Source organism: Hydrobacter penzbergensis, from assembly GCF_900106985.1.
Classification (GTDB): Bacteria; Bacteroidota; Bacteroidia; order Chitinophagales; family Chitinophagaceae; genus Sediminibacterium; species Sediminibacterium magnilacihabitans.
The window spans coordinates 234,710-259,371 of the sequence record NZ_FNNO01000003.1; the positions used below are offsets into that span (position 1 = coordinate 234,710).

At 45.2% G+C, this 24,662-nt stretch carries 15 protein-coding genes and 1 pseudogene; 8 read left to right on the forward strand and 8 right to left on the reverse strand.

The window, feature by feature from the left end:
• Positions 1 to 18: 18 nt before the first annotated feature.
• The 7 genes from BLU98_RS05590 to BLU98_RS05620 all read left to right on the forward strand — a co-directional run bounded on the left by BLU98_RS05590 (position 19) and on the right by BLU98_RS05620 (position 10,678).
• Positions 19 to 1,392 (forward strand): undecaprenyl-phosphate glucose phosphotransferase, encoded by a 1,374-nt coding sequence (locus BLU98_RS05590; protein ID WP_257574734.1) that lies wholly within the window; start codon positions 19 to 21, stop codon positions 1,390 to 1,392.
• A gap of 344 nt (positions 1,393 to 1,736) precedes the next feature.
• Positions 1,737 to 3,293 (forward strand): hypothetical protein, encoded by a 1,557-nt coding sequence (locus BLU98_RS05595; protein WP_092722861.1) that lies wholly within the window; start codon positions 1,737 to 1,739, stop codon positions 3,291 to 3,293.
• Positions 3,294 to 3,830: 537 nt separating this feature from the next.
• Positions 3,831 to 6,629: a PAS domain S-box protein gene (locus tag BLU98_RS05600; protein WP_092722863.1), complete on the forward strand. Its 2,799-nt coding sequence runs from the start codon at positions 3,831 to 3,833 to the stop codon at positions 6,627 to 6,629.
• Positions 6,626 to 8,716: a PAS domain-containing protein gene (locus BLU98_RS05605; protein WP_257574729.1), complete on the forward strand. Its 2,091-nt coding sequence runs from the start codon at positions 6,626 to 6,628 to the stop codon at positions 8,714 to 8,716. The genes BLU98_RS05600 and BLU98_RS05605 overlap by 4 nt, the downstream gene beginning before the upstream one ends.
• Positions 8,698 to 9,066, forward strand: coding sequence for a response regulator (locus tag BLU98_RS05610; RefSeq protein ID WP_092722867.1), 369 nt, complete (start codon positions 8,698 to 8,700; stop codon positions 9,064 to 9,066). Before BLU98_RS05605 ends, BLU98_RS05610 begins: the two co-directional genes overlap by 19 nt.
• Before the next feature lie 41 nt (positions 9,067 to 9,107).
• Positions 9,108 to 10,052 carry a PAS domain-containing sensor histidine kinase gene (locus tag BLU98_RS05615; protein ID WP_092722869.1) on the forward strand — a complete coding sequence of 315 codons (945 nt, stop codon included), beginning with the start codon at positions 9,108 to 9,110 and terminating at the stop codon, positions 10,050 to 10,052.
• A complete protein-coding gene (locus BLU98_RS05620) occupies positions 10,049 to 10,678 on the forward strand; it encodes a response regulator (protein ID WP_092722871.1) in 630 nt (209 codons plus the stop codon). The genes BLU98_RS05615 and BLU98_RS05620 overlap by 4 nt, the downstream gene beginning before the upstream one ends.
• Positions 10,679 to 10,701: 23 nt before the next feature.
• Here the strand turns inward: BLU98_RS05620 and BLU98_RS05625 are convergent, their stop codons facing one another.
• The 3 genes from BLU98_RS05625 to proB form a co-directional block, all read right to left on the reverse strand.
• Complete coding sequence (locus BLU98_RS05625; protein WP_092722873.1) at positions 10,702 to 12,492, reverse strand: hypothetical protein; 1,791 nt, start codon at positions 12,490 to 12,492, stop codon at positions 10,702 to 10,704.
• 246 nt (positions 12,493 to 12,738) lie between these two features.
• Positions 12,739 to 13,986, reverse strand: a complete 1,248-nt coding sequence (locus BLU98_RS05630) for a glutamate-5-semialdehyde dehydrogenase (protein WP_092722875.1) — start codon at positions 13,984 to 13,986, stop codon at positions 12,739 to 12,741.
• Positions 13,987 to 13,997: 11 nt separating this feature from the next.
• Positions 13,998 to 15,077, reverse strand: coding sequence for a glutamate 5-kinase (gene proB / locus BLU98_RS05635; protein WP_092722877.1), 1,080 nt, complete (start codon positions 15,075 to 15,077; stop codon positions 13,998 to 14,000).
• A 293-nt stretch (positions 15,078 to 15,370) separates the two neighbouring features.
• Here proB and BLU98_RS05640 point away from each other — a divergent pair, with 293 nt between their 5' ends.
• The gene (locus BLU98_RS05640; RefSeq protein WP_092722879.1) at positions 15,371 to 16,282 is read left to right on the forward strand and encodes a sugar phosphate isomerase/epimerase family protein; all 912 of its coding nucleotides are present in this window, start codon (positions 15,371 to 15,373) and stop codon (positions 16,280 to 16,282) included.
• Positions 16,283 to 16,294: 12 nt separating this feature from the next.
• On the opposite strand, the gene BLU98_RS05645 is transcribed toward BLU98_RS05640, so the two are convergent.
• The 5 genes and pseudogenes from BLU98_RS05645 to BLU98_RS05660 form a co-directional block, all read right to left on the reverse strand.
• On the reverse strand, positions 16,295 to 17,065 hold the full coding sequence (locus BLU98_RS05645; protein WP_092722881.1) for a 3-keto-disaccharide hydrolase: 771 nt from the start codon (positions 17,063 to 17,065) through the stop codon (positions 16,295 to 16,297).
• 30 nt (positions 17,066 to 17,095) lie between these two features.
• Positions 17,096 to 18,427 carry a Gfo/Idh/MocA family protein gene (locus BLU98_RS05650; RefSeq protein WP_092722883.1) on the reverse strand — a complete coding sequence of 444 codons (1,332 nt, stop codon included), beginning with the start codon at positions 18,425 to 18,427 and terminating at the stop codon, positions 17,096 to 17,098.
• A gap of 43 nt (positions 18,428 to 18,470) precedes the next feature.
• A pseudogene (locus BLU98_RS18185) lies at positions 18,471 to 18,572 on the reverse strand (subclass B3 metallo-beta-lactamase); the annotation flags it as partial.
• Between the two features lie 3 nt (positions 18,573 to 18,575).
• The gene (locus BLU98_RS05655) at positions 18,576 to 21,299 is read right to left on the reverse strand and encodes a family 78 glycoside hydrolase catalytic domain (RefSeq protein WP_092722885.1); all 2,724 of its coding nucleotides are present in this window, start codon (positions 21,297 to 21,299) and stop codon (positions 18,576 to 18,578) included.
• A gap of 74 nt (positions 21,300 to 21,373) precedes the next feature.
• Positions 21,374 to 24,661 (reverse strand): VCBS repeat-containing protein, encoded by a 3,288-nt coding sequence (locus tag BLU98_RS05660; RefSeq protein ID WP_257574730.1) that lies wholly within the window; start codon positions 24,659 to 24,661, stop codon positions 21,374 to 21,376.
• Position 24,662: the final 1 nt, after the last annotated feature.

Genomic DNA, 24,662 nt, shown 5'->3' on the forward strand with positions numbered 1-24,662 from the left:
AAGAAATCATTGCATTTAATGCAGTCGTTTTTGACCTGTCTTGACATTTTATCTCTCAATGTCATTTTCTGCATTGCGTGCTATCATTTTGAACAGCAGTTGGTGAAGGGCCTTTTTTTCTATTACGCCTTATTCATGTTTTATTTGAATATTTCCTGGTTGTGCACCGCCCTTATTACAGGTCAGTACAGTGAGAAAAATATTCCATTTTCCGAGAGGCTGGCAAGGCGTTCATTCCACACATACGTTTATTTTCTGCTGATGGGATTTGCCTACCTGTTTTTTTCCCACCAGGCTTATATTTCGAGGCTATTTACGACCGTAGTGCTTATTGGCTTTACAATGGCTTTATTTTTTAACCGTTTCCTATACGCCCTCATCTGCGGCTATTATAAAAGAACCGGGGATGGAGCAGAAAAAATTGTGATTGTAGGATACAATGAGGTTTCTAAAAAGCTGGCAACCCATCTTGAAAATGATCCTGTAAGCAAGCACATTGTGGGGTTTTGCGAATCACCGGGAAATGTGAAAGAATTGTCGCACTACCCTATCCTGGGCAATGTAACTGACGTAGTAACCGTATGCAGGAAATATGGGGTTACAGAAATATATTCCACCATTCCTCCGCGGCAAAACCCGGAGATCATCCGGCTCATCAATGATGCTGATTTCAATTGTATCCGGTTTAAAGTCATACCCGATCTTAATCATTTCATTCCCCGTTTCGGGCATATTGATTACCTGGATGATGACCTGCCGGTGATCTCACTCAGGCATGAACCGCTTGAGGATGCCGGCAGCAGAATAAAAAAAAGGATATTTGATATCATTTTCAGTTCAGCCGTAACATTGTTAGTATTGAGCTGGCTGTTTCCCCTTATCGCCATCCTGATAAAATTAAGTTCCAAAGGCCCCGTTTTTTTCATTCAAAAAAGAGCAGGAAGAAATAATAAAGTATTCAACGTCTTTAAGTTCCGGACGCTTAAGCATGAAAGTGAGGCGCAGGACTTCCGGCAGGTGAGCAAAAACGACAACAGGGTTTTTAAGGTAGGACGATTTTTAAGGAAAACAAACCTGGACGAGCTACCCCAGTTTTTAAATGTGCTTGCCGGCCAGATGAGCGTATGCGGACCAAGACCACATCCTTTACCTCTGAATGACACTTACAAAATGGTGGTTGATAAATTTATGGTCCGGCATTTTCTAAAACCCGGAATTACCGGATGGGCGCAGGTTAACGGGCTTAGGGGAGAAACAGAAAATAAATGGAAGATGACCAAAAGAATCGAGGCCGACCTGTGGTACCTTGAAAACTGGAGCTTCTGGCTGGATATAAAAATTATATTCCTTACTATATTCAATATGATCCGCGGAGAAAAGAATGCTTTTTAAATCTTTTTCAACTGACACCTAACATCCAATATCTAATAGCTCATCCCCGACAAGTCAGCTCCGAAAAGTGAGGTTTGTGCGTGGCCGTTCTCCTTTCAATTGTTTTTGCATCAAAATCATACAAACTTTTTTTTGGATTCATTATTGGTTTATTGCGGGAACAAAGATCGATAAAGCAAAAGCGAGCTGATTTTTGGACATGGTGTTATTGGGGGTTTGAAACAATAATTTGGGCAAAGAAAAAGTGAAGAAATACTTGGTTTTTTGGATAATCTGCCAAAATCAAAAATTATGTAATTCTCAAAAATGTGCCCTTACTTATCTCTTTATCAAAAAACCTAATTATGAAAAAAATAGTTTTATTTTTTTATCTGACAATGCCTTTTATTGCTTACGAACAAACCAGTTCACAAAGCCCCAGTTATGTTATCACATTTCAAACGCCCAATTATATTGCCACTCCCGTGGCAGGTAGCGGTTTAGCCGGCATAACTAATTCTGATTTTTACACTGTGTTAAACACAGCTTTTTATAATCTTAAAACCGTTATTGTGCCTGGAGATACTGCGAGGGGCTGGATACATCTTGCTTTTACAGGAGTAGCACAGCTTTCAAATGAGCTTGATTGGTCTGGCGCTGACGGAAGTGGGGCCGCATATAATCAAATTAAGTTAACTGGGATGGGATGGTCAACTAGGATTAACCAGAATACAACAGGTAAACACGCTTTCCATTTTTTTGACGGGTTGTCCATAGTATTAGAAGATATGACTATTGGAGCAGGTTCATCTGCGTTTTCTGCAATCTATTGTGATTCGTCGGGCACACATACTAAAATCAGCGTTAGAAACTCATTGTTTAATAATTTATATATAGTCAACAGCAGCAGCAGTTACCCAGCCATATTTTTGCAAAACTATTTTTATATTAGGATTCCTTACATGAGAGTTTGGAGCAACAATTATACTGCATGGATAAATGAAAATGCAGACACTTCAGTTAGTTATGGTAATTCTCATTTTGGCCTGCTTGAAGTTGCATGCAACAATCCGAATTCACCTAATTCTGCTTTCATGATCAGATCAATAAATAATAAAAGACTTATAGACCATGTTACGGTTGATAATCTAAATATCATCAACGGATATTACGGTTTAAATATAAGTGATGCAGAAGCTTGGGTGTTTAATAAGCTTGATATTGAAACCCCTGTTCAAATACCTATAATAATGGGTTCTTCTACCTCACAAAATACATCATACCAGTGGGCAAAAGCAAATAGCTTTAATAATGCCACATTATTATCAAATACTGCCCAGCCTTTAATTACAGCTGGGGCAAAATCTTATGGAAACGTTTTCAAGAATGCTTTGATGTTCCCCATAAATGGAACAACTCCTATTGTAGCTGATAGCAGTATCAATAACATGCCCAATAGTTATGATATGAACATCGAATTTCCGGGTAATCCCAACCCCTATTTTGCCCGTCCTTCATCAACAAATTTTTCATGGAGGAGTTACCTCGGTACTACAAACTACCTTGTGCAGAATAGCGGCAGCTTCACACCAACGCTCACTAACACCACCAATATCATGTTAAGCACGTTAAGCAAGGCAACCTATTCTCAAAGTGGCAACAATGTTCATGTAATGGTTAGCGGGAACCTGACGCCAATAACAGCCAATACTTCTACGGTTTTAACGCTTAACCTGCCTATTGCAACCACGAATGGCTCGCAGAATTATGTGGGGCAAATTACTTTTGCTAACAGTGGCGGTCCAACATTCGTAAGCGGTATCGGAACCATATCCAGCACATCAGGCATCGCTTTTCAATTTCAACCAACAACAAATGCGGCAGGCAATTTTAATATAAGCTTCGACTATACAACAAATTAAATTTTTCACACAAAGGAACAAAGAATGCAAAGCTCAGAACAAAATTGCATTATTGCTCTACAGTGTGTCCTTTATGTTCGTTGCACCCCTGGTTCCGTTGCTGAAACTGTTTTTGAGCCAACAACCTTTTTAAGCCCTGGATAACCGCGGACGAGTTATTTGTTTAAATAAATTAATTACTTGTCAATGTGAATATACTCCTTATTGAAGGCAATTACTGGCTGATTTGATCCGCGAAGAAAAGAATGCCTTTTAACTGTTTCCCCCGCTTTGTTTATAAAAGGCACCCCTTTGCCGTATACGCTATCATAACTAAAGCATGTTTGACTTTAGCGGGTTTTCACCCACCGGCATGGTTAACCCAGCGCAGGGTTGACATCGATGATAGCTAAGATGTCAATCTTGCCACTATACGCACATATCCCATTGTCATGGTTTGTACTACATCAGAACGCCCCCTTATCCTACAACAGGATTAATGCTCCTATACTACTTTAGGGTGCTACTAATTTTTGTACCCACAAAATCCGACGCACTTTGCAAAAGGTATTGATCATTGACGACTCCAAACTTGTAGGCGCCCGTCTCACTGAAATACTCTCCGGAATAAAATCAGTGCAGGTGCTCGGCCAGGCAAAATCTGCCAGGGAAGGGCTGGCCCTTAGCGAAAAGTTCAGTCCCGATATTGTCTTTCTGGATATCCAATTGCCAGATGGCAATGGTACAAGCATCCTGCCTGCCCTGAAAAAAATAAAACCCGGGATTAACGTGGTAATCCTTTCCAATTTCGATGCCGACCTGCACAGGCCGCTCTTTCCGGGACTGGAGGGTGATTATTATCTCGACAAGTCAAAAGAATTTTTAAAAATTCCTGAAATCATAGAAAAGATCATTAAAACAGAAAAAATACCCGGGAACAACGCTCCTGTAAAGATCAAAACAAAACTGTTCGACAAAGATATTGTCAGCACCGCCGACCAGGCCCTTGATTTTATAGGCAATATCCTCGAATCCTCTACCGAATATTCCATCATCGGAAAAGACCTGGAAGGCACTATTCTTTTGTGGAATGAAGGCGCACGGATATTGTATGGTTACAAGCCCGAAGAGGCAATTGGAAAAATGAACTCATCCAGTCTTCATACGCCGGAAGATGTAAAAGCCAACGTGCCACGGCTGATAATGGATTCGGCCCTGAAAGAGGGGAAATGGGAAGGGACGCTTAACCGCATACGCAAGAACGGGAATCGGTTTACCGCAAGGGTGGTAATTACTCCCAGGAGAGATTCTAGCGGGAAAGCCATCGGATTCCTGCTCATTTCAAAAGACATATCAGATGAGATCCGCCTCACACAGGAGCTGCAGGCTACCCAGTTGTACACGCGCTCTCTTATCGAGGCGAATATCGATGCCCTTATGACAACCGATCCGCTTGGTGTCATCACTGATATCAATAAGCAGATGGAGATTCTTACCGGCTACCCCCGGGAAAAATTATTGGGAATGCCTTTTAAAAATTATTTCACCGATCCAATGCGGGCCGAAGAAGGTATCAGGCGGGTTTTGCAGGAAGGCCGCGTAACCAACTATGAATTGACTTCCAGAAGCGTTGATGGAAAGACAACGCAGGTATCCTATAATGCTTCTACCTTTCACGACGCACAAGGCAAACTCCTGGGTGTATTCGCAGCTGCAAGGGATATCACCGAGCAAAAAAAGCTGGAACAGCAATTGAGAGAATCACAGGCCTATAACCGTGGATTGATTGAATCTTCCGTAGACGGACTGGTAACGGTAGACCGGAACGGAAAGGTGAGCGACGTGAATGCCCGTATGTGCCAGATGTCGGAATATGCCAGGGAAGATCTTTTGGGAATGCCATTTGCCGATTTCTTCCTCGACACCGAGCAGGCAAAGCTGGGCGTTAAACAAACCTTTGAAAAAGGGGAAGTAACCAACTATGTATTAACCCTGCTAACGCACTCCGACAAAAGAATACGGGTGTCTTTCAATGCTACCGTGTTCCGGGATAACTTCAATGAGGTCAGGGGCATTTTTGCATCTGCCCGGGATATTACCCAGCAGGAAAAACTGCAATCCCAACTGTCGGTAGAAAGAACCTATAACCGCGGTTTGATAGAAGCTTCTTTGGATGGATTGATCACTGTAGACCCTATGCTGAAGATCACAGACGTGAATGAAACCATGTGCAGGATGGCAGGGTTCAAAAGAGAAGAGCTGATCGGCACACTCTTTCCCAACTACTTTACCGACCTTACCAGAGCGGCCGAAGGCGTGCGGTTAACGCTTGATAAAGGAGCTGTAACCAATTACGAATTGACCCTCAGGAACAAAGACGGGCAACAAAAACTGGTATCTTTCAATGCAGCCACCTTCGGTAATGAAACCGGCAGTGACAGGGGTATATTCGCATCTGCGCGTGACATTACAGAACAGGCCAGGTTACAGGGGCAGTTAGCGGAACAAAGGGCATATAACAGGGGACTGATCGAAGCCTCCGTGGATGGCCTGGTTACCGTAGATGAAAATATGATCATCACAGACGTGAATGATACCATGTGCAAGATGGCCGAAAAAAACAGGAACCAGTTGATCGGCTCCAGCTTCCCAGAATATTTTAAAGAGAAAGAACAGGCCGAAAACGGCGTCCGGCTCACCTTTAAGGAAGGAGCGGTGACCAACTACGTGCTTACACTGCTAGCCGGGGAAGGCAAGCAAATACCCGTATCCTTCAACGCAGCCATTTTCCGCGATATTACGGGCAACGTAAAGGGTATATTCGCATCGGCCCGGGATATTACCGCCCAAAAACAACTGGAAGAAAAATTGCAGGCTTCCCAGTTATACACCCGTTCACTCATTGAATCGAACATTGATGCTTTGATGACAACCGATCCCCTGGGAACCATTACCGACGTTAACAAACAAATGGAGGCCCTGACTGGCTATTCAAGGGAGGAACTGATCGGAAGCCCGTATAAAAATTACTTTACCAATACTGCATTAGCGGAAGAAGGGATCAGGCTGGTGCTGCGGGAAGGTCTTGTTTCCAATTTTGAGCTGACTGCCAGGCACAAGAATGGGAAAGAGACACTCGTTGCCTACAATGCCGTGACCTTTACCGACCGTCAGCGAAAATTGCAGGGCGTATTTGCGGCAGCCCGTGATATTACCGAGCAAAAAAAACTGGAACAGCAACTGCGGGAATCCCATGCTTATAACCGTGGGTTGATAGAAGCCTCCGTAGACGGACTGATTACCGTTGATCCGGCGCAGGCATTATTACAGACGTTAATGACCGCATGTGCCAGATGACCGGCTATTCGAGAACAGAATTAATCGGTACGCCGTTCTCCGATTATTTCACCGATCCTAAACAGGCAAAAAAAGGTATTAAAGAAACTTTTGAAAAAGGAGTAGTAACGGAATACGCGCTCACCCTTATTTCCCGTACAAAAAGGTTCCTGCATGTATCGTTTAACGCCTCTGTTTTCAGGGATGCAGCCTCCAATACAAAAGGAATATTCGCTTCTGCCCGCGACATTACCGACCGTGTTCGGCTGGAAGAGCAGTTGCGTGAATCCCAGTCCTATAACAGGGGACTGATAGAAGCTTCAGTAGACGGCCTCATTACAGTGGATCCGGAAGGCTTCATCTCAGACCTGAATGAACAAATGTGCCGGATGACGGGATATACACGTGATGAATTGGTAGGCAATCTTTTCATGCAATATTTCACACAGCCGGAACTGGCAGACACGGGCGTTAAAAGGACTTTTGCAGAAGGATTCGTTACCAGCTATGAACTGGTGCTCAAGACCAAGCAGGGGCATAAGACCACCGTATCTTTCAACGCTTCGGTTTTCCGCAATGCCGAAGGGAACGTTCAGGGTATTTTCGCTTCTGCACGCGATATCTCAGAACAGTCCCGGTTGCAGACACAGTTAGCAGAGCAACAAGCCTATAACCGCTCCCTGATTGAAGCCTCTGCCGATGCCCTTTTTGCCATTGCCCCGGATGGTGTTGTTACCGACGTGAATGAAGAAGCCACCCGCCTTACCGGCTTTTCGCGCAAATACCTGGTTGGCTCGCCTTTTTCCGATTATTTTACGGAACCCGACAGGGCGCGCGAAGGTGTTAAGAAAGCCCAGGATGAAAAAAGGGTAATGGGTTATGAACTGATACTGATTACAAGGCAGGGAAGAAGGATATCTGTTAGCTTCAATGCCGGTATGTTTAACGACGCGCATGGACAGCCGTTGGGTATCCTGGCCGCTGCACGGGATAATACGGAACAAAAAAAACTGGAACACCAATTGCGGGAACAGCAATTCTATACCCGTTCCCTGATCGAATCGAATATTGATGCGTTGATCACTACCGACCCTCTTGGGATCATTACCGACGTGAACCAGCAGATGGAACAGCTCACAGGACAAAACAGGGATAACCTCATCGGAACTACATTCAAATCCTGTTTCACCAATCCGCAAAAAGCCGAAGAAGCGATCCGGCTGGTGTTAAAAGAGACAAAGGTTACGGATTATGAGCTGACCGCAAAGAATAAAAACAAGGAAGAAACCGTGGTTTCTTATAATGCTACTACTTTCTACGACAGGGATGGGAAATTACAGGGTGTGTTCGCCGCAGCCCGGGATGTCACCGACCGCAAGCGTTTTGAAGACACGCTCCAGGAAGCCAACCGGATGAAGAGCGAGTTTTTGGCTAATATGTCGCACGAACTGCGCACACCACTCAACGGAATTATCGGCTTTTCGGAATTCCTGGTTGACAAAAAAGTGGGCCCCCTCAACAGTAAACAGGAAGAGTATTTAAATGATATCCTGAATAGTGGCAATCATTTGCTGAGCCTGATCAATGATGTGCTGGATCTCGCAAAAGTAGAGGCTGGAAAAATGGAGTTTAACCCCGAATCATTTTCCATTAAAACGGCCGTTGAAGAAGTGAGTTCCGTTGTGAACAGCATAGCAAAGAAGAAAAAAATAAAAATCGATATAGGAATTGCAGATAATATTGATCAGATCAATATCGATAAACACAAATTCAAGCAAATATTATATAATCTCCTGTCGAACGCGATCAAATTCACGCCGGAGGGAGGATATGTTAATGTAAAAACCACTAAGGATGGCAATAATCTATGCCTGATGGTGAAAGATACCGGCATAGGCATCAGCAGGGAAGGCTTAAAAAAGCTATTTACCCCTTTCGTACAGCTCGACTCAAGTCTATCAAGAAAGCATGAAGGCTCCGGCCTCGGACTGGCCCTTACCAGGAAAATCGTAGAACTTCAAAATGGAAGCATCGATGCCGAAAGCGAACCGGGAAAAGGCAGTATCTTTAAAGTGCTATTACCAACATCATGGGACCTCAAATACTGATCGTAGACGATAACCCTGTTAATTTAAAGCTGGCAGGAGATTTGTTGGAGATAGAGGGGCTCACCGTTAGGCGGGCTTTAGATGCCGAAACCGCCCTGGAGATGATACGGGAAAACGCTCCCGCCCTCATCCTGATGGATGTAGCCCTGCCGGGAATGGATGGGTTAACCCTGACACGCCTTTTAAAAAAGGACCCGGCAACAAGCAATATCTTTATCATTGCCCTGACGTCTTTTGCTATGAAGGGAGACCATGAGAAGATACTGGCTGCCGGTTGCGACACTTATATCACCAAACCCATTGACACACGCATATTTACGATAGAGATAAAAAAGCACCTTATGAAATAATTGTATTGATTACCTTATTTCTTTTATTATCCAATGACCCCATGTCTGAGATTAATTATATTGTTGACCGTCTTATCATCCCTGTTTTCTCCCTTGACAAGGATCTTACTTTCAATTATATAAACAAAAAGGCACGGGATTTTTTTGGATACGGCTCCGCAGAATTTATCGGTAAAAAAATAGATGAGATACCCTCTTCTACTCTTCATCAATTCGCGGACATCTACCAGCAGGCAATGAAAGAACAACAAAAAGTTTGCCTGCAACATTATTACAGAGAAGAAGCCACCTGGCTTGAACATCATATTTATCCTTCTAAAGACGGATTGACTGCCTGCATCATTGATATTACAGAAAAGGAAAAGATACGTGAGCAGGAAAAGATCAACCTCTCCCGCGAGATACACGATGAATTGGGACAACAGCTTACCGCACTATTGATGGATATTTCTGCGCTTGATAAATACCAGCAGAATAAAGACGGGTATACACAAAAAAAGATCGATGACATCACAGACCTGTTGAACATCACCGTTGAAACCGTAAGAAAAATTTCAACCGACCTGCATCCGAAGGTACTGGACAACCTCGGGCTGGCCGCAGCCCTCGAATGGCAGAGCCGCGAATTTGAAAAACGTTCAGGCATTACGGTGCAGTTCCAATGCAATATGACCAATTTTGTCTTTCCTTCCAATATAGCTACCTGCCTGTTCAGGATATACCAGGAATCCCTCACAAACATTGCACGCCACGCTGAAGCGCAAATGGTATCGGCCGAACTTGAATGGAAAGAAGATGGTATTTTCCTGAATATTACCGATAACGGGAAAGGATTTGATACTGAAATGGCCACACTGAAGGGAAGATATGGGCTGACAGGTATGAAAGAAAGGGCCCTGCAGGTTGGTGGCAGGTGCAAAGTGAATAGCCGGCCGGAAAATGGAACCAGCATTACCGTACAGATCCCTAAACCATCCTTAATATGATCCGTATCGTTATAGCTGATGATCATGCCGTGGTGCGGGAAGGAATCAAAAGAATCCTTTTGGAAGAATTTCCTTTTGCTTTAATAGAGGAAGTGAATGATACCGAAGAACTTATTAAAGTCATTGTAAAGGGAGAATGGGACATAGTGATTTGTGACCTCTCCATGCCTGGCAGAAGCGGGCTGGATGCGTTGCACCAGATCAAACAGATCTTCCCAAAATTACCTGTATTGATCCTTAGCGTTTATCCGGAAGAACAGTATGGAATAAGGGCGCTGAAAGCAGGGGCTGCCGGATACCTTAGCAAGAATGCAGCGCCCAAAGAATTGATTAACGCTATTCAAAGAACGCTAATGGGCAGGGTGTTCGTTTCACCCACTCTTGCAGAAAAACTGGCCACAAACCTGACCCAGGAATCAGACAAATATCCCCACGAAATGCTTTCCAACCGTGAGTTTGATGTATTCAAACTGATTTCGTCAGGGAAATCCGTCTCGGAGATCGCCATACTGCTTTCGCTGGGCATTACCACCATCAGCACTTACCGGGTGAGAGTGCTGAAAAAAATGCAGATGAATACCAATGCGGAACTAACCAGGTACGCGCTCGAAAACAAATTGATTTGATACTCATCCATCAGCCGAAAGTTTTATCGCCCGTCTGCCATGAGGTAAATGGTACTAAGGGGTGGGACTGTTATTTTTATTGCAGCATTTAACGGCGCTCCATACGGTTTGATGCTGGCATAGTTTAGCGGCCCGCCGATAGGTAACGATGGTCCTGCCCCATTCACGTAGACCTGTTCGGAAAAAGGTGCATTGTCCGTTCCGCCTTTCAGTATATACCAATGATAGTTCGCTCCCGCTGGAAAATGTTGGAAGCTAATAGAGACAGTATGGGTAGTGTTGCCGGTGTTAATGATGACAGTACTTGCCTGTCCGCTATTGAAGGTAGACGAATAGGTCACCAGGTCTGCATTGACCCTGTTGTACAGCGTGTCGGCCACCATCCGGTCGCCAAAGCATTTCCGGAAATAATACATGTAATAAAACACAGGCCGCGGGTTCCAAAGCATCCCGCTTGCGTCATCTCCAAAGCTGAACATACCAAAGCTGTCTCCGTTTACATAGCCTTCGGCCAGGTCCCAGCGACTTGCTTCCCCAAATTGATTCCTGATCAACGAACCAAGGGTGAGGGCAGCATGCATACCTGCTATATAAGAAACATTCTGCCTGGAGCCGGAAGCCTGGATATTCCACTCGGTCATAGCAACTGGCCGCATAGGCACACCTGCAGCGGCAGTCTGCTGTTTCAGGTAAGACATAACTGCAGCCGGCTCGTTCACTCCGGTACTAAGAATCTCCGACACGGTAGAGTTGGCATGCCATGGTGTAAAATAATCATGCACAATAAAAAAATCAGCAGCCGTACCCACTGTGCCGAGTACACCCTGGTTCCATGTTTGTACGGTACTGTCACGCCATGACTCAGGTGGGTTTTGATAAAGCGTGGCGCCGATATAGATCGTTGAGCCCACTTCTCTGGCGGCAGCCCGCATAGAATCTGCAAAGACACCCACATGCCGGCCATAAAGAGCGCCTGTAACAACAGCAGGTTGGCCATCATGGTTTTGATGCTGATCAATTCTGTAACCTGCCTCCCAGTCACCAAAGGTCTCATTGCCAATTTCCCATATCCTGGTTTTGCCCTTGTCATACCGAACCCAGTCAGCTGCCATGTGCGCAGCAGCCGCCACCGGATCAGGGCCTGTACCATACCGGGCATACCCATAATTCACGGTGAGTATAGAAGCGTTATAGGTTTGCGCCAACAGGTTGTAGTAATTCGTTAAAGACAGGGTCCAGCTCTGGTTATTGCCTCCATAAAAAGAATTATTGCTTCCATAGAAAAGGTTAAAGGGGACCACTGCGCCGATATTGGTCAGCAGATTAAGCGGTACATCTGCGGGATGGGGATTGGCATCGGTTCCACTCCAGAAATAGAGATCGCTGAAGCTGCCTGCCGGGGCACGGATAATATTTGGAGAAAGGTCTTTGATATACTGCATGAGTGTGGGCTGGTTCACGATTTGCCCCATCCCCAGGTTGGCATTGGCCCCAAAAATATAAGGAGGTGTTTGAACGAGTACATTACTGGCATCAATGACGAGCGATTCCGTCACTTGTCCTGAAAGAATAGCATTAGCGGTCTCTGTTTGTTGAGTAGCAGGCTCCATAGTATCTGCCGGCAAGTGTAAAGCTCGCGGCAACCATGCATTGCCGAAGAACCCGATGGTTGGCGAAGGTGCAGGATTTGAAGGGTTATAAACAGCATCTGCAGCCACTGGCCGGCCCCGGGTACTGTCGCCATGAGATGCAGTTTTCACACAAGCCCAGCCACCCAGCAAAAGGCTGAGGCCAAGCAAAGCAGTCAGTTTCATAATCTGTAATAGGTATTGGATTTTCTGTAGAATAAACGATGACACCGTTGTAGAATAATTTACGGCAGCGAAACTATGTAATAGTGGCACATAATTTCAAATCACGTGTATGAAAAAAAACATGTGTAATACAAGAGAAAAAATTGGACAACATTTCGTGAACAGAATCACAGAGTTACTGGCATGCAGATGGCTTCTTTCATTTGCCATTTATTTTATCATAATACAACCGGCTCTGCAAACTATTTAGTCTCTGATCTGCCCATTGCCTTTGATGATCCATTTATAGCTGGTGAGTTCTTCCAGGCCCATCGGGCCACGGGCATGCAGCTTCTGTGTACTGATGCCGATCTCTGCACCAAGGCCAAACTGCGCACCATCTGTAAAGGCAGTTGAAGCATTTACATAAACGGCTGCGGCATCTACCTGGTTGAGGAACAAACGTTGGTGCGTTGTATTTTCTGAAATGATGGCTTCACTGTGTTTTGAGCTATGCGCGGCGATATGATCCAAGGCCTCGTTAATACCTTGCACTGTTTTGATCGCCATCCGGAGTGACAGGAATTCCGTGCCATAGTGCTCTTTTTGTGCATGATGCAGCAATGCAGGAGGATAGTGCCCTTCGAGGTTTGCATAACTTGCCGCATCAGCATAAATTTCTACCTGCTTTTCTGCAAGTGGTAATGCCAGTTCTGGTAGTGCCTGTAAACGGCTGCTGTCTATCAGCAAGCAGTCGAGGGCATTACATACACTCACTCTTCTTGTTTTGGCATTGCAGATGATCTGCTTTCCTTTTTCTACATCGCCTGTTTCATCGAAATAAGTATGTACAATACCAGCCCCGGTTTCTATTACGGGCACCCGGCTGTTTTGCCGAACATAATCGATCAATTGCTGGCTGCCACGGGGTATCAGCACATCCACCAAACCTGTAGCATTCATTAATGCAGCTGTGGCTTCGCGTTCAGCAGGTAACAGCTGTGCTACTGCCGTATCTATACGATACTTATGTAATGCCCGGTGAATGATGCCTATCAGCAGCATATTTGAAAAAGCGGCGTCACTACCACCCTTTAAAATACATACATTGCCTGTTTTGAAACACAGTGCAAATACATCCATCGTTACATTGGGGCGCGCTTCGTAAATGATACCTACAACTCCTAATGGCACACGAACCCGTGACACTTCCAATCCATTGGGTAATGTTTTTTCATCAATCACATTTCCTAAAGGAGTAGGTAATGCGGCAACCTTCAAAATATCATTGGCAATATCCTGAATCCTTGATGCAGTGAGCAAGAGGCGGTCGTACTTTGGGTCAGCCGCATCCATCTTATTAAGGTCTTTCTTATTGGCAGCCAGTACCGCATCTGTTTCCTGCATCAATGTAGAAGCCAATTCCTTTAATACTGCATTTACCTGCGCAGGCTCCAATCGAATCATTACCCTGGTAGCGCTACGGGCCTGCTCAAAATATTCCTTATAATCCATACTGCATCTGTTTAAACCGAGAGGTAAAAATAATCATAATGCACCAATGCTTTTTGGTTACGCTCTCCTATCCGTTCCTGTGCTTTATCTGAGCCATATTGTGCGATACCCAATCCCACCAACTGTGCGGCTTCATCCACTACCTGTATGATATCGCCTTTTTGAAAATCAGATAATATCGCTGTTACGCCTACCGGCAGCAGGCTCGTTGCCTTGCCGGAGAGTAATGCCGCTTTAGCGCCTTCATTGATTTGCACCACACCTGTGGCGGCATTGGCAGCGGTGGCCAGCCATTTCTTCGTACCGGAAGCATTTTTATCCGGTACAAACCGTGTATGCGTCAGCTTATTATCCAACAGATCTGGCAGCACATTGTCTTTTTTCCCATTGGCTATGTGTACAGGTATACCCAAACGGGCCACTTTCTGCGCCATCACCGATTTGGTAACCATTCCTCCACGCCCGAACTGCGATTTACCGGGAGAAACAAAGCTTGCAAAATGGGTCTCCCTGGCGCGTATCTCTTCTATCACCTGTGCGCCTTCCTGCCTGGGATCACCATTGTACACGCCATCCACATTCGATAATATGATCAGGGCATCGGCATCCAACATAGCCGCTACCAATCCCGCCAACTCATCATTATCTGTAAACATCAATTCGGTAACGGATACCACATCGTTTTCGTTGACGATGGGCACCACTTTATTTTGCAGCAGTATCTGGAAACAATTCTTCATGTTCAGGTAATGCTTGCGGTCGCGGAAATCTTCCTTCGTAACCAATACCTGCGCGCAAAGCATATGATGCTCCTGGAAAAGACTGGAATAGGTGTTGATCAATTGTACCTGTCCTACTGCTGCCAACAGTTGCCTCGCTGCAATGGCATCGGTTCGTTCCGGCACACTGATCAAGCTCCTTCCCGAAGCTACTGCACCGGAAGATACCAATATAACCTCCACTTCCCTGTCCTTTAACTGTGCCAGTTGTGAAGTAATATTTTTTATTCTTGTAATATCGGGCAGTCCGTCACCCTGTGTGAGCACATTGGAACCAATCTTGACAACTACGCGTTTATAATGTGCGCCCATGAATAACCAACCTTTTAATGAGGTGTAAAACTACTGATTAAAAGCTTCTGCAAGTTGGCCCATCTCGCGGGGCTCCTCCGCAGGAAATTTCTGCGTGTTGGCCAGCCTCACTTGCCAACTGGTAGAAAACTCCTGCAGGCTGACTGGATCTATTGGCTTTACAGATAGAAATTGCCGTCAGTAAACTATTCGTCAATTTGGGAAATGCGGGTCGATCCTGTCATTAGCATAAATTCCATTAAATATCGGTATCTTACCCTATCGTAACAACAAACACTATAAAACATTAAACCATGTATAAGACAAGACGGGATTTTCTGAAAACAAGTTCTCTTGCTTTGGGTGGAACTTTACTTTTACCTCACGACCTTTTTGCTGCCTCCAAAAGAAAAGAAATACTGGGCATTCAACTCTACTCGGTGAGGGATGATATGAAGAAAGACCCGGCTGGCACCCTGAAACTATTGTCTGCCATGGGTTACAGGTATGTTGAACATGCCAATTATATCGACCGGAAATTCTATGGTTATACTGCTTCTGAATTTAAAAAGCGGCTCGATGGATTAGGTATGAAGATGCTGAGCGGCCATACTGTTTTTAACAAGAACCATTGGGATGCTACCAAAAAGGAATTTACCGATACATGGAAATACACCGTGGAAGATGCAGCTACTGCAGGGCAACAATTCGTTATCAGTCCCTGGCTGGATGAGAGCTACCGCAAAAACGCCGACGACCTGAAGCGTTATATGCAAGTCTTTAATCAATGCGGGGAATTGTGTAAAAAATCGGGCATGAAGTTCGGGTACCACAACCACGATTTTGAATTCAATCAACACCTCGGTGGCATGCGCGTGTATGATATCATCCTTCAATATACCGATCCCGCACTGGTAGCGCAGCAACTGGATACCGGCAACCTGTACAATGGTGGCGCCACTGCTATGGAAACCGTTAAAAAGTACCCGGGCAGATTCGAACTCATGCATGTAAAAGATGAGATCAAAAGCGAAAACGGCAACGAGAAATTCGAAAGCACGGTTTTAGGCAAGGGCATTGTAAACGTTAAAGAAGTGATTGATTTCGGCCGTAAATCAGGCGGCACCACCCATTTCATCATCGAGCAGGAAGCCTACCAGGGCAAATCGCCGCTGGACTGCGCACGTGAAGACTTCAGCGTGATGAAAAAATGGGGGTACGCCTGAATACTTACAGCGTTATAATTCTCTCAACCAGATATTACGGTAACTCAATGGCTCACTCTTATCACCATGCGCCTGCAACTTAATGGGAGCAGGGCCGTGTTTGTGATAACTGGGTTGGCCTATGTAAGGTGTATCTCCCTTCAACTCCGTATTATTCTGTACCAGCACCCCATTATGGAATACGGTAACACGCGCAGGTGATTTGAGGGTACCATCTTCATTGAAACGCGGGGCAGTCCATATTACATCATAGCTCTGCCATTCTCCGGGTTTCCTGCAGGCATTCACCAGTGGCGGCGATTGCTTATAGATACTGCCCGCCTGTCCGTTCACATAAGTGCTATTGTTGTAATTGTCTAACACCTGCAGTTCATAACCACCAGCGCCAAAAGGTATCGATGCGAGAAAGACACCGCTGTTTCCCCTGGCCTGCCCTGTTCCAGTAATATTCTCCGGGATACGGTATTCGATGTGCAACTGAAAATCAGTGAACGTTTTTTTTGTCTGGATATCACCTACAGTTTTATCCACTGTCATGATGTGATCCACTAATTTCCAATTATTACCCGAAGCAGGATTCTTTACAGCTTCCCATTCGTTGAGACTGGTTCCATCAAATAATACGATGGCATCGGAAGGCGCATTATCACAGGTTTGTCCCGGTGTAACAACTTTTGGTACGGGACTGTAATATTCGGTTGCGCGTGGATCGCCCTGTTGTGCGTAAGAAGCTGAAGTAGCGAGCGTAATTGCTACAATGCCTAAAAGAATTTTCTTATTCATTTGATTGTGTTTTTATTGTTCAATAAAGCATTAAATCTTTGGTAACTGGTATCCGTTATGGTATTGTTTCATCAGGTACGTTGCATTAACCGCATCATCGGTAAACTTCGAAAGGGTCTTATCCCAATATAATTTTTTTCCGGTGCGATAAGATATATTACCCATTTGTGCTACCGTGGCTACATGTGCTCCGGCCTGTATAGAACAATGCAATTCATCCATCCTTCTGGATTTCACCACACTGACAAAATTTTCCCAGTGCTTGTCGAGTCCGTTATCGGATGGTTTTACCAAAGGCTTACTGACTTTATTTTTACTTTGTCTTTCTTCAATCACCTCCCATCCACCGCGACTCAATACAAGCGTTCCATTGTTTCCTATAAACGCAATTCCATGATCTCTTCCATACGATCCATTGTCAATACCCATAGCAGAATCCCACACCAGGTTAAAATGATCGAACTCATACATAGTAGTAAGCGTGTCTGGCGTTTCTTCATACAGGTCAGGATAAGCAAACCGCCCGCCCATTCCGTCGATCGTTTTAGGAACACCTGCCTTCATACCCAGCAGGGCATAATCCAATAAATGTACACCCCAGTCGGTCATGAGTCCGCCCGCATAATCCCAGAACCATCGAAAATGAAAATGGAACCGGCTGGCGTTGAAAGCCCTTGTAGGCGCGGGTCCCAGCCATTGTTGATAATCAACTCCTGCCGGTGGAGCGCTGTCCGGCACCACAGGCTGAGGACGCATCCACCCCTGATAACACCAAACCTTTACCGTACGTATATTTCCTAATTGTCCGCTTTGTACATAATCCACTGCATCCCTGAAATGCTGCTGGCTGCGTTGCCACTGCCCGGCCTGCACTACCTTATTGTATCGTTGTTGTGCCGCTACCATGGTCCTGCATTCCACAATGGAATTGCCCACGGGCTTTTCAACATATACATCTTTTCCCGCTTCGCAGGCATGTATCATGATCAAAGCATGCCAGTGATCGGGCGTTCCAATGATCACTGCATCAATGTCTTTTTGTTCCAACAATTTGCGATAATCGGGATATCTTTTTATCCTGGAAGTATCCATGCCGGTTTTAGCCAACTCACCCAATCTTTTTTCTATCACATTGCTGTCGATATCGCAAACGGCTATCAGGTTTATGCCTGGTATTTTCAATGCTGCCTTTACATTAGACCACCCCATTCCGTTAATACCAATAGCGCCAATATTCAACTGGTCGCTGGGTAGCATACGATTTTTAAAAATGGCGAAGGCCTTGTTATCAAAAGCTGACGCCAATGCGCCTGCGCCGAGTAACAGTGAAGATTGTTGCAAGAATTTTTTTCTCGAATACATACGGCAAGTTATTTAATGATTATGGTGTTGAAAGCTTTTTCTGGTATGCTGCCAGTTCATACGTGCTTACATAGTACAGATTTCCCGCTATACGGAAGGGTGGGTAATCCCGCGACCATTCTTTGTTGTGATCGGTAGATACCATCGCCTACTCTATTTTCCAGGGCATGCTGAACTGATATTTACCCGAGCCCACTTTCAATATTACCTGTTCTTTTTCTGTACTCACTACCTCGATATCTTTCAATGTAGACAAAACCTTGCCGCTTTCCATTATTTTTTCAGCATTGGCAGCAGGAACATAAATAGTAGCTGTTGTATTCGCCGGTATCTCCACATCCATGATCAATTGATGATCCTGTATTTTCCAACCCGAAGCCAGTTTTCCGTATAAGGTTTGATAACTGGCAGCAGCCTGGGTAAAACCTCCGCCGATATGCGGTTGTATGCGGATGTTTTTATACGCACTTCCGTCTTCTTCGGTGTCCATTCCCACCATCACCCGGTATAACCAATCGCCAATAGACCCATACGCATAGTGGTTAAAAGAGTTCATGCCGGCTGTTTGGAACGTGCCGTTGGTTTTAATACCATCCCAGCGTTCCCATATAGTGGTAGCGCCCATTTTTACAGGATACAACCAGGAAGGATAGGTATCCTGTAACAATAAAGTATAGGCTATATCTGTATGGCCAAAACGACTGAGTACCTGGCAGAGATAAGGTGTGCCCAGGAAACCGGTGGTGAGGTGGTTCCTGTATCGCTTGATATTCTCTACCAGCCTGTCAGCCGCCTGCTGGCGCAAAGTCTCCGGCAACATATCGAATTGCAATGCCAGCACATAGGATGTTTGTGTGTTGGACATGGTAGCGCCGTTGGGTGTAAGGTACTCTTTTACAAATGCATCTTTGATCCTTTTTAAAAGTTCCGTGTAGGTTGTTACATCGTCTGTTTTACCCAATACTTTGGCTGCATTGATGAGTAATTGCGTAGAGTGAGCATAAAAACACTGTGCGATCAGGTACTTATTGGTAATAGCAGAATTACCATCGGGGTCATCACCGAGACTGTAGAACAACCAGTCGCCAAAATGAAAACCTGTGTTCCATAAATCGTTAACGCTTTGGCCCTTCATGTAATCAACCCAGGCTTTCATACTGACATACTGATCTTCCAATATTCTCTTGTCGCCATAAGCCAGGTACATATTCCATGGAACGATGGTTGAAACATCTGCCCAGCCTGTACTGCCACCTGCAGAGGGGCCCAGCACATTGGGAATCACATGCGGAACCCTTCCGTCAGGCAATTGATCGGCCGATACATCTTTCAGCCACTTGGCAAAGAAATTATGTGTATCTCTTAAGAAAGTAGCGGTGCGTGAAAACACTTGTGCATCACCGGTCCAGCCCAACCGCTCATCTCTTTGCGGACAATCAGTAGGTACATCCAGGAAATTACCCCTCAGCCCCCATTCAATATTATGCTGCAACTGATTGATCATAGCATTGGAGCAAGTAAAACTACCCGTGGGTCTCATATCGGAATACAAGGTAACAGCAGTGAGGTCTTCGGGTTTTAACTCACCGGGATAGCCTTCTACTTTGATGAAACGAAAGCCATGCCAGGTAAAATGCGGCTCAAAGGTTTCTTCGCCTTCGCCATTTAAAATATAGTTATCCTGTGCTTTGGCAATGCGCAGGTTCTCGGTATAAAAATTACCTTCTTTATCCAACACTTCTGCGTGCGATATGGTGATGCGCGTTCCAGCTTTTCCTTTGGCTTTGAGTACCACCCAGCCTACCAGGTTTTGTCCGAAGTCTATCACCTGCTCGCCTTTGGGTGTTTTAAATATTTTAACCGGCTGGAATGTCTCATGTTTTTTTACCGGCTCATTGTATGTGGCTACCAGCGCCGATTTGGAAAAATCTGCACGCTTTACGCCGCTCCAATCATTATCGTGATACCCGGCTGTTGCCCATCCTTTTTTTGCCAGCCTGGCATCGATGGTCTCGCCATGGTAAATTTCAGAATAGCGGATGGCTCCTGTAGAAGACTTCCAGCTTTCATCCGATACAATGCTTTTGGCGGTACCATCTGTGTATGTAATATCCAACTGAAAAAGCAGCGCGATGTCTTTACCATAAGAATCGTGGTTGCCACTCCAGGCAATATAACTCCTGTACCAACCATTGCCCAACTCAACACCAATGGCGTTATCGCCTTCCTGTAAGAGGTTGGTTACATCATAAGCCTGGTATTGCAGGCGTTTGTTATAGCTGGTCCAGCCCGGTGTGAGATAAGCATCTCCTACCCGTTTGCCATTGATCTGTGCTTCGTATAAACCATGCGCCGTAATATATGCCGTGGCTGATTTTATTTTTTTAGCACTGTTGAATGCTTTGCGGAAAAGCGGCGAAGCGCGCAGGCTGTCTTCCTCAAATCCAGGCACGATCCATGCGGCTTTCCAATCTGAAGACGTTAGCAAACCCATTTGAAAAAAAGCCGGTGTACTCCAGGCAGAAACATTGCCCGCATTGTCCCACACGCGAACCTGCCAATAATAACGTTTACTAGCTTTCAGTGTTTCTCCCTGATAAGGCACATAAAGGGATTGGTCCGAAACCATTTTACCAGTGCCTTTGCTTTTCATCATTTCATGTGGGTTGTCGCCCACTCTTATTTCATAGGCAGTTTGTTTGCTGTTCCGTTGATCTGAGACAAGTTGCCAGCTAAACCGGGGATGTGTAATATCCAATCCAATTGGATTATCTGCATTCTCCGTACGCAGGTTTTCCAGGCGCACTTGCGCCGTTGACGACAGGGAGAACAATACATGTAAGATGATAACGAATGAAAATGCTTTTTTCATGGCAAGCTTTAAGTGTTAAAGGGGCAGTAATTTAACTATTTTTATGCCTGAACTATCATGTAGCATCCTGCCTTTTATTTCGGCCGCAGGAATACGGGCTTTTCATTATTCCGCATTACAACCAACAGGTCGCCATATGCTGCAGTATGCACCCATTTCAGATCGCGCACTTCACCGCTGATACCTGACAGGTTGGGTTGCCGTACATAACGGATCGCTTGTTGCTTACCAGCCTGGAGCTGGGCCACTGCCTGCGCATCGTAACGGCCTTCATAAGGAAACACACCATAGAAGTTGCCACCCAGTAAGTAACTTCCATTCGAAACATCCGTTCTTGCCCCCTGCTGAAAAGCAAATACTGGAGCCAGTTGCAGATCGGCTGGCAGGTCCTGCCGCGTAAAATTTCCTTTTCCATCGTTGATAAAAACCGCCGATCCAAGGGTTTCAGCTTTCAATTCTACATAATCTTTGAAAAGATCGTAAAACATATAGTCAATGGTTTTACCGGCCACTTCACTGTATTTCAAATAGGCTTTCTTCAATACTGGCAATGCCCTTTCCAGTTCGTCTTTGGCCAGGAAAGTATATTCTTTTTTATCTACTGTATACGCCATCACTTGTTCTACAGACCCATTGTTATCGAAGTCTTTTACATACAATTTCAATGGTCCGTTCTTGCCCGTCCACAGCTTTGAGTTGTGCCCCCAATTGCCGGCCAGTATGTCTATAGCACCATCTCCGTTAATGTCTGTGGCATACACGGATTGCCATAAACCGGTAGAAGCTGGTACATCTGTCTCGCTGAACACACCTTTGTGATTGATAAATATCTTCAATGGCATCCACTCTCCTACCACGATCAGGTCCTGCCATCCGTCGTGATTGATATCTGCAAAAGTTGCCGAAGTTACCATGCCTATCTTATTCAACGGTATCTTATCATTACCCATCGGCGCAAAATATCCCTTACCGTTGTTAACATAGAGACGTGAACTCAATGGCAGACCATAAGCAGTGGGATTGGAAAGACTGCCCACAAAATAATCGAGTCTTCCATCGTTATTGATATCGGCCACTGCCACACAGGATTTGTTTTCTGCTACGGGCATGAATGCATTGGTTGATCTGGTGAAATGTCCCTTCCCATCATTGAGGTATAATCGGTCATGGAAAGAAGTGGGTATGGACATCACTTCATTACCGCCGCTCACCACATACAGATCTGGATAACCATCGCCATTGGCATCGAAGAAAACAGCATCCACATCTTCGCAGCGAGCATCTTTGCTGAATACAGCGGTATCTGTAGGTATGAATGATCCATTCCGTTGTTGTATCATCAAAGTACCGCCCTGGCCGCGCGCGCCACAGAGATAGATATCATCCAGTCCGTCTTTGTTCACATCGGCCACTGCCATTTTGGGGCCGCGGGTGCTTTCTTCATGTGGTATCAGGTACTGCACGTTGAAATCAACAAAATCGTTTTCCTTGTGCTTCCAGTTGAGCGCAACCTTGCCGGTGAGGTCTTCAAAATTTTCTTTGGGTGATGGGAAGAAAGTTGCCTGTTGAAAAATACCGCCGGCATTTTTCTGATCAACCAGTAATGGCTGGTTGGCAGGCACATGCCTGATGACCTGGTATTGCTGATCGGGCCATACGATCAACAAGCTGTCAATCGAAGTGGCATCGCCCAGTCCAAAGTGCAAACGAGGTTCCGATGATGACTGGAATCCTCTTGTCAGCATCAATTGCTGGTACTGTATCTGGCTGTGTTGGAACAGGTACACTTTTGCTCCTATCCCATTGGTATTTCCTCCTTTGCCTTTGCAGGCAACCGTGAGCTCATTTTTTTTCGGCGCATTGTTCTTTAGTATCACTGCCGGTGCATTGATGCTGTTGATCACAAGGTCGAGTTTTCCGTCGTTGTCAAGATCAGCATAAGCGGCTCCTGTGAAATAACCTCTCATATTACCGGTTCCCCATTCATTGCTCACATCTTTGAATGCAAGCTTACCATTTCCCTTGTATAAGAAAGGATGTGAAGCGCCATCGGGCATCGCATCGATGGCCACATCATCGTACTTGTCTGTCTTGTCCATCCCTTTCAATTTCAGGTCTGAAACAAAACGTACATAGTCGAGGTCTACCGGTCGTTTCACAATACCGCTGCTGATAAACAAATCCTTATTCCCATCATTGTCAAAATCGGCAAACAAAGGGCACCAGCTCCAATCGGTGGCTGCAACGCCTGCCTGCAAGCCCAGGTCGCTGAAGCTGATCCCATTGCCATTATTACGTTGCAGGCAGTTACGCGAGTATTGATCCTGGTAACCATTGAACCCCAGTTTAACTTTGTAAATATCAATGTTCTCATCGCTCCCATATGTCTTCAACACTTTTTCGTCCTGTGGCAGCATGTCTACTGTTACCACGTCTATTTGCCCATCGTTATTATAGTCGGCGGCATCATTGCCCATACTGAACCGGCTGTAATGACGAAAATGTTGTGCCCCGCTCTCGGTAAACATACCGTTTCCATTGTTGAGATAATAATAATCGTTTTCATGAAAATCATTACCGATATAAATGTCTTCCCATCCATCGTTGTTGAAATCGGCCACTGCAATGCCCAGGCCATATCCCAGGTTACTTTGAAATATGCCGGCCTCTGCCGATACATCGGTGAATTTCTTTGCCGGCGTGTTCAGGTCATTCCTGTACAGGCGATTACCTGAGAGCGAATCGTATTTTCTGCGGTTACTGGTATCCACAATATTGGCATGCGGGTGGTGCGACTGGTTGAGGATGAAACAATCCAGGTCGCCATCATGGTCATAATCGAAAAAAACGGCTTGCGTAGTAAAGCAGGAAGCATCCAACCCGTATTCTTTCGATTGTTCTTTGAACCTGCCGTTGCCCTGGTTGATGAATAATTCATTGTGCCCTTTGAGTCCGTACCGGTTGTTCACGGAAGATACATAAATATCCAGCAACCCGTCTCCATTCACATCGGCCATGGTAGCGCCAGTGCACCAATCGGCTGTTCCGGCCACGCCTGCTTTATCTGTAATGTCTTCGAACTGGAAATTGCCTTTGTTGAGGTATAATTTGTTTTTCCCTTTGCTATTGGCGGTAAAATAGATATCGGGTAATCCATCGTTATTGATATCGCCGATGGCTACCCCGCCACCATTGTAGTAGTATAGGTAGTACAATATATTGAAAGCATGTTTTTTTTCAAGGTTGTTGACAAAATCGATATGAGTGGAAGAAGCAGGCAAACTGGTAAACAGGGTTTCTTTGTGCCCGCAGGAAACAAATGCAAAAGAAGCAAGCAATAAACAATACAACGCAAGACGCATG